Annotated in this window: 9 protein-coding genes; 5 read left to right on the forward strand and 4 right to left on the reverse strand. The window is 67.5% G+C overall.

Translation table 11 applies throughout. The features are described from left to right. Positions 1–109 precede the first annotated feature (109 nt). The gene (locus AMD30_RS15905; protein WP_055476287.1) at positions 110–1,123 is read right to left on the reverse strand and encodes a hemolysin family protein; all 1,014 of its coding nucleotides are present in this window, start codon (positions 1,121–1,123) and stop codon (positions 110–112) included. Further along, complete coding sequence (locus AMD30_RS15910) at positions 1,116–2,564, reverse strand: hemolysin family protein (protein ID WP_010844765.1); 1,449 nt, start codon at positions 2,562–2,564, stop codon at positions 1,116–1,118. Before AMD30_RS15910 ends, AMD30_RS15905 begins: the two co-directional genes overlap by 8 nt. A gap of 259 nt (positions 2,565–2,823) precedes the next feature. Here AMD30_RS15910 and AMD30_RS15915 point away from each other — a divergent pair, with 259 nt between their 5' ends. The 3 genes from AMD30_RS15915 to AMD30_RS15925 are packed head-to-tail and all read left to right on the forward strand — an operon-like array spanning position 2,824 to position 5,002. Then, entirely contained in the window at positions 2,824–3,489 is a 666-nt protein-coding gene (locus AMD30_RS15915; protein ID WP_055476288.1) for a class II aldolase/adducin family protein, read from the forward strand. Further along, positions 3,486–4,442, forward strand: coding sequence for a carbohydrate kinase family protein (locus AMD30_RS15920; protein ID WP_055476289.1), 957 nt, complete (start codon positions 3,486–3,488; stop codon positions 4,440–4,442). The genes AMD30_RS15915 and AMD30_RS15920 overlap by 4 nt, the downstream gene beginning before the upstream one ends. 50 nt (positions 4,443–4,492) lie before the next feature. After that, entirely contained in the window at positions 4,493–5,002 is a 510-nt protein-coding gene (locus AMD30_RS15925; RefSeq protein WP_442902716.1) for an SDR family oxidoreductase, read from the forward strand. A gap of 36 nt (positions 5,003–5,038) precedes the next feature. On the opposite strand, the gene AMD30_RS15930 is transcribed toward AMD30_RS15925, so the two are convergent. Both AMD30_RS15930 and AMD30_RS15935 read right to left on the reverse strand, forming a co-directional pair. Continuing rightward, entirely contained in the window at positions 5,039–5,839 is an 801-nt protein-coding gene (locus AMD30_RS15930; RefSeq protein WP_055476290.1) for an EamA family transporter, read from the reverse strand. A 131-nt stretch (positions 5,840–5,970) separates the two neighbouring features. Next, the gene (locus AMD30_RS15935) at positions 5,971–6,546 is read right to left on the reverse strand and encodes a CGNR zinc finger domain-containing protein (protein WP_055476291.1); all 576 of its coding nucleotides are present in this window, start codon (positions 6,544–6,546) and stop codon (positions 5,971–5,973) included. Positions 6,547–6,774: 228 nt separating this feature from the next. Between AMD30_RS15935 and AMD30_RS24655 the strand changes: the two genes are divergently transcribed. Together AMD30_RS24655 and AMD30_RS15940 are read left to right on the forward strand one after the other, a co-directional pair. Continuing rightward, a complete protein-coding gene (locus tag AMD30_RS24655; protein WP_231632744.1) occupies positions 6,775–7,014 on the forward strand; it encodes an MspA family porin in 240 nt (79 codons plus the stop codon). Positions 7,015–7,127: 113 nt separating this feature from the next. Next, a complete protein-coding gene (locus AMD30_RS15940; protein ID WP_231632745.1) occupies positions 7,128–7,316 on the forward strand; it encodes a hypothetical protein in 189 nt (62 codons plus the stop codon). Positions 7,317–7,530 lie beyond the last annotated feature (214 nt).

Raw genomic sequence — 7,530 nt, forward strand, 5'->3', positions numbered from 1 at the left:
TGACCCCTGCTCCCTTATCCGAAAGGATCACACACCCATTGGTCCCTGAGGTGCGAGGAGCGCAAGCGACGAGCCACGAAGGGCCAGTGACGCACGCTCGTCAACCCTCCTACGCCGTGGTGGCCAGCAACCGCTGCAGCACGTCGTTGAGGGTGATGAGCCCGACCGCACGGCCGCCATCGGTGACCAGCGCGAGGTGGGCGCGCTGTTCCCGCATGGCGGTGAGCGTCTCGTACACCGGCTGGGCCGACTCGACGCTCAGGACCGGGCGCATGAGGTCAGCAGCGGTGGCGCCCGGCGAGGCACTCAGACTGTCGCGCACGTGCACGACGCCGCGGACGGGCGCACCGGCCGCATCGTCACGCACGAGCAGTCGTAGGTGCCCGGACGTCCGGCCGGCCGTCTGGATCCGATCGGCGTCAGCGGTCGGATCGACGACGGCCAGATGGTCGTTGGGTGTCACGACATCGCCGACGGTCAGCGACTCCAGTTCCAGCGCGCTCGTCAGGTGAGCGTGATACCGCTCGTCGAGCGTGCCCACGGTGGCCGAGTGCTCCACCAGGTGTCGCAGGGCGTCGCTGTCCTGTCCGGTCGCGACCTGATCCACCGGTTCGACACCGACGCGCTTGAGGCACCAGTTGGCGAGGTGGTTGAGCTGCACGATGAGCGGGCGCGTGACCCACATGAAGGCGCGCATCGGCAGGGCGAGCATGATCGCCGACTTCTCGGGGTGCGCGATGGCCCACGACTTCGGCGCCATCTCGCCGACGACGAGGTGCAGGAACGTGACGAGGATGAGGGCCAGGACGAAGCCGATCACGTCGGCCGACCAGTACGGCAGGCCCCAGCCGGCGAACAGCGGCGTGAGCCAGTGGTGCACGGCGGGTTTCGTGATCGAGCCCAGTGCGAGCGTGCACACCGTGATGCCGAGCTGCGACCCGGCGAGCAGTACGGACAGTTCCGACGCGCTGCGGAGCGCCGCACGGGCGCTGCCGCTGGTCGCGGCCGCATCCTCGAGCCGATGCCGACGAGCGGCGATCAGGGCGAATTCGACCGCGACGAAGAAGGCGCTGGACACGATCAGGGCCGCGGTGACGGCCGCGACGACCCACGGGTTATCCATTGTCGCCCTCCTGTCCGTTCTCGGCCGGGTGCTCGGCGCCGGTGGTCTTCCCGTCTGTGACCTTCTCTGTCGGCGCAACGCTCATCGACAACAGTGCGGGCACTCGCTTGTCCACCTCGAGCACCGTGGCCCGGACGGTGCGGGGTTCCGCCTCGTCGTCGTCGAGCAGGGTCGACGGGTCGGGGTCGATCGTGATGGTCACCGTGTCGCCGACCTCGGGGAGCCCGACGAACTCGGCGATCACGAGTCCGGCCATCGTCTCGTAGTCGCCTTCGGGGAGATCCCAGCCGACGGTCCGGGAGACCTCGTCGACGTGTGCGTCACCTCGCACGCGCCAGCCCTCGGGGCTCTCCTCGATCGCGACGGTCGCCTCGGAGTCGTGTTCGTCGTCGATCTCGCCGACGAGTTCTTCGGCGATGTCCTCGGCGGTCACGACGCCGGCGAAGCCGCCGTATTCGTCGATGACCACGGCCATCTCGTCGTGTGCGGCCGCGAGGTTCTCCAACACCTCGGGCAGCGGGAGCGTCGAGGGCACCACGACGGCGGGACGACTGAGGTCGACTGCGGTGGCCTTCGGATCAGCCTGCGGGGGTTGTTTTTTCAGCGCGTAGCTCCACTCGAGGAGGTCCTGCAGGTGGATCACGCCCCGCACCTCGCCGTCACCACCTGCGAGGACGGGGTAACGCGTGTGGCCGGTACTCATCAGCGTCAGCACGTCACCGGCAGGCAGATCCGCGTCGACGTGATCGGTGTTGGGGCGCGGGATCATTGCGTGTTCTGCTGTGCGCGTCGGGAACTCGAGCACACGGTCGAGCAGGACGGACAGATCGTCGGGCAGGTCGCCCGCGTCCCGGGACTCGGCGACGATGTGCTCGAGGTCGCGCACCGACGCCGAATGCTCGACGTCGTGGACGGGTTCGATGCGCAACGCGCGGAGCAACACGTTCGACGACTTGTCGAACAAGGCGATGAGCCAGCCGAACACGGCGAGGTAGATCGTGGTCGATCGCGCGAGCGACCGTGCGACCGGCTCGGGCCGTGCGATGGCGAGGTTCTTGGGGAACAGCTCGCCGAAGACCATCTGCACGACGGTGGAGAAGATGATCGCGATGATCGTGCCGATCGCGACACCCACGCCCACCGGGATGCCCACGCCGCCGAGCAACTCGCCGACGCCGGAACCGATCAGGGGTTCGGCGACGTAGCCGACGAGAAGGCCGGTGACGGTGATGCCCAGCTGCGCGCCGGAGAGCATGAAGGACGTGCGGCGGGTGACGGCGAGCGCGCGTTTCGCGGCGGCGTCGCCTGCTTCGGCACGGGCTTTGAGGCGGGACCGGTCGACCGCCATGTAGCCGAATTCCTGGGCCACGAAGTAACCGGTGAGGGCGGTGATCAGGAAGACCACCAGGATTCCGAGTCCGATTCCGAGGACGGTCAGCATGTGACCGTCCCGGTGTCGGTGCCGGGCGGAACTCCCGGATCATTCAGTTCACAACTGGGGGCCGACGGGTGTCGTCGACGTTTTCGGCGCTTTCCGCGTCTCATCGTCTCTCTCGCTGGTGCTCGGGTGTTCCATACCGGGTGCCGAGCGCTGAGGCATGTGGGTAAATGTCCGGTATGAGGTCCCAACGTACCCAACTCGCCGCTTGTTCCGCGAGACGGCCGGCGATCGTCGGGGTCGGCCGGGGGGTCGACACGCGATGCCGATGAGCGCCTCGTCGCTGCGTGAGCAGGTCGCCGAAGCCGCTCGACGTCTGGCCGCCGAAGGCCTGCTGATCGGCACCGCCGGAAACGTCTCGACCCGCGTAGACGACCACGTCGCGATCACCGGGACCGGGGTCGTCCTCGCGGATTGTTCAGCGGCCGACGTCACAGTCGTGTCCCTCTCCGGCGACGTCGTGGACGGGTCGGTCGCGCCGTCCACGGAGCTCGACCTGCACCTTCGCGTCTACGAGCGGACGAGTGCCCAGGCGATCGCGCACACTCACGCACCCTTCGGCACCGCGGTCGCCTGCGTCAGCGGGCTGACGTCGCTGCCGGTGCTGCACTATCAGCAGCTCGGCCTCGGCGGCGCGATCCCGATCGCGCCGTATGCGACATTCGGCAGCCCGGAACTGGCCGACATCGTCGCCGACGCACTGGTCGACACCCAGGTCGCGCTGATGGCGAATCATGGTTCGGTGGCACGGGGCTCGAGCCTGGCCGACGCCGTGGAGAATGCGCTGCTGCTGGAGTGGCTGGCCACTCTCTTCCACCGGACCTGCAGCATGGGCCGGCCCCGTGAGCTGACCGCCGACGAGCAACAGTCCACCGTCGCCCAGGCGATCCGACTGGACTACGGGACGCCCCAGGAGAAACGCACGTGACACCCACCTCGCCATCGACCGTCCCGCTCACGATCGCGACCGTGGGCGTCCACGTGCTCGACATCCACGTCGTCGGGATCGAGGCCATTCCCCAGGGCTCCGACGGCGCGCTCGTCGAGTCCATCGGCTTCTCCGCAGCCGGTACCGCGGGCGGCACCGCGCTCGTCTTCGCCCGGCTCGGCGCCACGGTCCGAACCCACGGTGCGATCGGCGCCGACTCGATCGGGCGTTCGCTGACCGCCTTGCTCGACGCCGAAGGCGTCGACACACGCGGGCTCGTTCCGAAGGCGGGGGTCCAGACGTCGTCGTCGGTCATTCCCGTGCGGCCCAACGGGGACCGTCCCGCCTGGCACTGCATCGGCGCCAACGCGCAGTTCGTACTCGCCGACCTCGATCCCGGCGCGTTCGACGGGCTCGATCACCTGCACCTCGGCGGCCCCGAGTTCCTCGGCGGTCCGGTGGCCGCCGAGCTCCTGAGCCGAGCCCGCGACCGCGGGATCACGACGTCGGCGGACCTGCTGTCGGGTGGCGACCCCGGGCTTCTCGAATGGATCGGCGACGCGCTTCCCCACATCGACTACCTGATGCCCAACGACGAACAGACCCGTGGGCTGACCGGTTCGAAGGACCTCACGGACGGTGCACGCGGGCTCGTGGACCGTGGCGTCGGATGCGTCGCGCTCACCCGCGGCGCCGACGGCGCACTGGTCGTGACCGGCGACGACACGATCGCACTACCGGCGTACTCGGTGGACGTGGTCGACACCACCGGCTGCGGCGACGCGTTCTCCGCCGGTTTCATCACCGGCCGGCTCCGCGGGCTCGGCCTCGCCGACTCCGCCGAACTCGGTTGCGCGGTCGCCGCGCACGTCACCCAGGGCATCGGGACCGCCGCCAACTCCTACGACCTCGACGCGATCGAGACATTTCGGCGGGCCCACGCCGCCGACTGAACACTCGCCCGACCGACCGCCGGTTTCGCCGACTCCCCCTCGGGTAGGCGATCACCACGGTTGCCGACAGGACGGGAGAGGTGCTCGACCGCTTCGGCTCCATCGACGTATGGGTGAACAACGTCGGTGTCGGAGCGGTCGGATACTTCTGGGACATCCCGATCGAGGACCACGCCCGCCTCGTCGACGTGAACCTCAAGGGGTTGATCTACGGCGCACACGCGGCGCTGCGCGTCTTCCGGTCACAGGGTGGTCGCGGCACGCTGGTGAACGTCGGTTCGGTCGACAGCGCGGTGCCCATCGCGCTCCAGAACACCTATGCGGCAACCAAAGCGGCGGTCCGCAGCCTCGGACACTCGTTGAGCGAAGAGCTACGTATGGCCGGCGACGACGACATCAAGGTGGGCACCATCATGCCGTGGGCGGTGGACACCCCGTGGTGGGTCCGACCCGGACAGCACGGGTGTCTCCGGCGGCATCCGCGAACGGATGGTCGCCGAGGACTCCCGCTGACGCGATTCGACGGTGTGGGCAATTGTCATCGCCTCGGACGTCGGTGACGGTTCTGTGTCAGCACATCGGTGACACTGTGCGTGTCAGGATTTCGGTGACGGCGGTCTTGGTCTTGGTCCAAGGCGTGATGGCGTGGGCCGGGTCAGCCCGACGCCCGCCGCGATGATCAGTCCTATACCGGCGAGGGTTATCGCTGTGAGGTGATCTCCCAGTAGTAGGCCGCCGAGCATCGCACCGATCGCTGGATCGAAGGCGAACAAGGTGGCGACGACGACCGGGCCGGCGAGCCGTAGGCCGATGTAGTCGAGGAGGAAGGCGACTCCGACACCGATGACTCCGATGACGGTCAGCGTCACCCATATGCCGCTCGAACTCGGTGGCGTGTGGGTTATTGCGACGGGGGTGAGCAGTAAGCCGGAAAACCCTACGGCCAGCGCCAGTTCTCCGTAGCCGGCGCGAGACCCGAGGCGGTGCGAGAGCAGTGTGTAGAGCGCCAGCGCGACTGCCGCAAGAGCGCCGGCGAGGACGCCCCAGAATGTTCCCGCGATCGCTTGGTCTGGTCGTGTGACCGCCAGTACCCCGGCCAGGGCGAGGATCGGCCAGACGAGCTGGCGGCGGTCTCGGATTGCCACCGTTGCCAGGACGAATGGCCCGAGGTAGAGCAGGGAGGCCGCCACGCCCAGTGGAAGGCGGTCCACGGCCAAGTAGTAGAGCACGTTCATGCTGGCCATTGCGGTTCCGAGGCCGGCGATGAGTAGCCAGGTTCTCGGGGGGCGGCGTGACAGGGTGGGCCGTAGCAGAACGAGCAGGGCCAGGCCGCCGATGACTTGACGCCACGCGGCGACGCCGGTCGGACCTATCTCGGCGAAGAGCGGCGAGGCCATTGCCGCCGAGCCTTGGATGGCGAAGCAGGAGCCGAATACTGCGATCGCACCGAAGACCCGGGCACGCGTTCGTTGTGCGGCAGGTGGTGGTTCGGAACCGCGAGTGCCGGCGGACGCCACTGACGGGTCACTCACTCGCGACTCGCCGCAACGCGTCGTGCGCGGAACTGCCGCGACTTGTGTTGACCGCCGCACAGACGCATGGAGCACCAGCGCCCCGTGCCGGGTCGCGAAGTGTCCCAGAAGACCCATTGGCAGGAAGGATTGGCGCATGGCTTGAGGCGACCAATCGACCCCGCGCGTTGAGCGACGTACAAGTCGAGTGTCATCTCCGCCAAGAGACTGTGCAGATCGTGCCCATCCAACGCAAAACCGTTCGCGCCGACAAGGAGTCGCGGGCTCGTGCTCCAATCCGGCGTCGCTTCCGGGGTCGAGTCGTGTTCAGGCAGGCTCCACAGCGTGGTGCACCCGACGAGTTGCCGCATTGCCGCGCGGGCCAGACGAACCTCGGGCAGCACGGACTTGTCGGCCCTGACCTCACCGCCGACGTCGGGTAGACCGTGAAGTAGTTGTTGCGCCTGTTCAACGTCGGACAACTGATCGCGGTCGCGGTACAGATCCAGAGAGTTCATGAAGCGGCGGACGCGCTCCAATCCGTCGGGCGCCTCGGCTGAAGGGTCCCAGTCGGCCGCACGCTGAGTAACCATTAAATGAGATTAGCAGGTTACGGCGACCGCCACCTCGGACATGTCGCCGGAGTCGTCGAAGATGACTCGACGATGTGACGAAACCCCCACTTGTTGCGGTTGCAAAGAGTTGCAGCCCTTGACACTTCGCAGTTGCGCAGACAAGCCGCCTGTGGTGAACTCAGCAAGTTCGCTATAGTGAATCACTACTACGAGTCGTTGGATGGGGCGTCTGATGGGGTGGCATCGGTGTGGGTCGCACCGGACACCGGTAGCGGGACTGGCAGCTACGACCGCCATCCCGTTCGGCAACAAAGACTCGCCGGCCCTTCTGCCGGACTGACCGTTGACGGTGTGCACGTCAAGGTCGACGGCTGCCTCGGACCAGTCGCCGTGCGCTCCTACGTCACCGTCGCGATCTCCACCCCACTCAACGACAACACCGTCAACGTCTACGGCAAACCCACTACGTCTAAGGGAGGCGTGTAGCCATGTCCCTCACCGCTTCCGAAACCCGCACCCGAACACCACGACATGCCACCACCCCTCCGCCGGACCAGCCCGCTGACAGGTCAACTCGGCGCTCTGTGGTGATCAGGGGCGTGTTGTTCGTCGCCAATTGCGTGCTGCTGATCACCGCCGCGGCCAACCTCCACCGCCTGGGCGAGTGGGCCGACCGATGGGGACAGATCCCGGTGTACCTCGGCTTCTTCTTCCTCATGTCGATCGCCGGCCGCTGGTTCTGGACCGGCGCCGACGCCATACTCGCGAGAGTCGTCGGCAACCAGTGACCCACACCCCCACCAGCCACACCTCAACATGCCGCGTCCGCACCGCGGCAGCACTTCTCGCCCTGGCAGGCACACTCATCGGCGCGACCATGCCCGCTGCAGCCGGACTCACCGGATCTTCTTCGACGGCACACGCCGACCCGCCATGTGATCAGATGCGCGCCCAATACGGTGCCGGCTGGCCGTGTATCAGCGGGTAGCGCCCCATAGAGTG

It is taken from the genome of Gordonia sp. HS-NH1 (assembly GCF_001418765.1).
Taxonomy (GTDB): domain Bacteria; phylum Actinomycetota; class Actinomycetes; order Mycobacteriales; family Mycobacteriaceae; genus Gordonia.

Excerpts from the sequence above, each read along its gene's own strand:
- AMD30_RS15905 (WP_055476287.1), bottom strand. The coding sequence starts at position 1,123 with ATGGATAACCCGTGGGTCGTCGCGGCCGTCACCGCGGCCCTGATCGTG.
- AMD30_RS15910 (WP_010844765.1), bottom strand. The coding sequence starts at position 2,564 with ATGCTGACCGTCCTCGGAATCGGACTCGGAATCCTGGTGGTCTTCCTG.
- AMD30_RS15915 (WP_055476288.1), top strand. The coding sequence starts at position 2,824 with ATGCCGATGAGCGCCTCGTCGCTGCGTGAGCAGGTCGCCGAAGCCGCT.
- AMD30_RS15930 (WP_055476290.1), bottom strand. The coding sequence starts at position 5,839 with ATGGCCTCGCCGCTCTTCGCCGAGATAGGTCCGACCGGCGTCGCCGCG.
- AMD30_RS15935 (WP_055476291.1), bottom strand. The coding sequence starts at position 6,546 with ATGGTTACTCAGCGTGCGGCCGACTGGGACCCTTCAGCCGAGGCGCCC.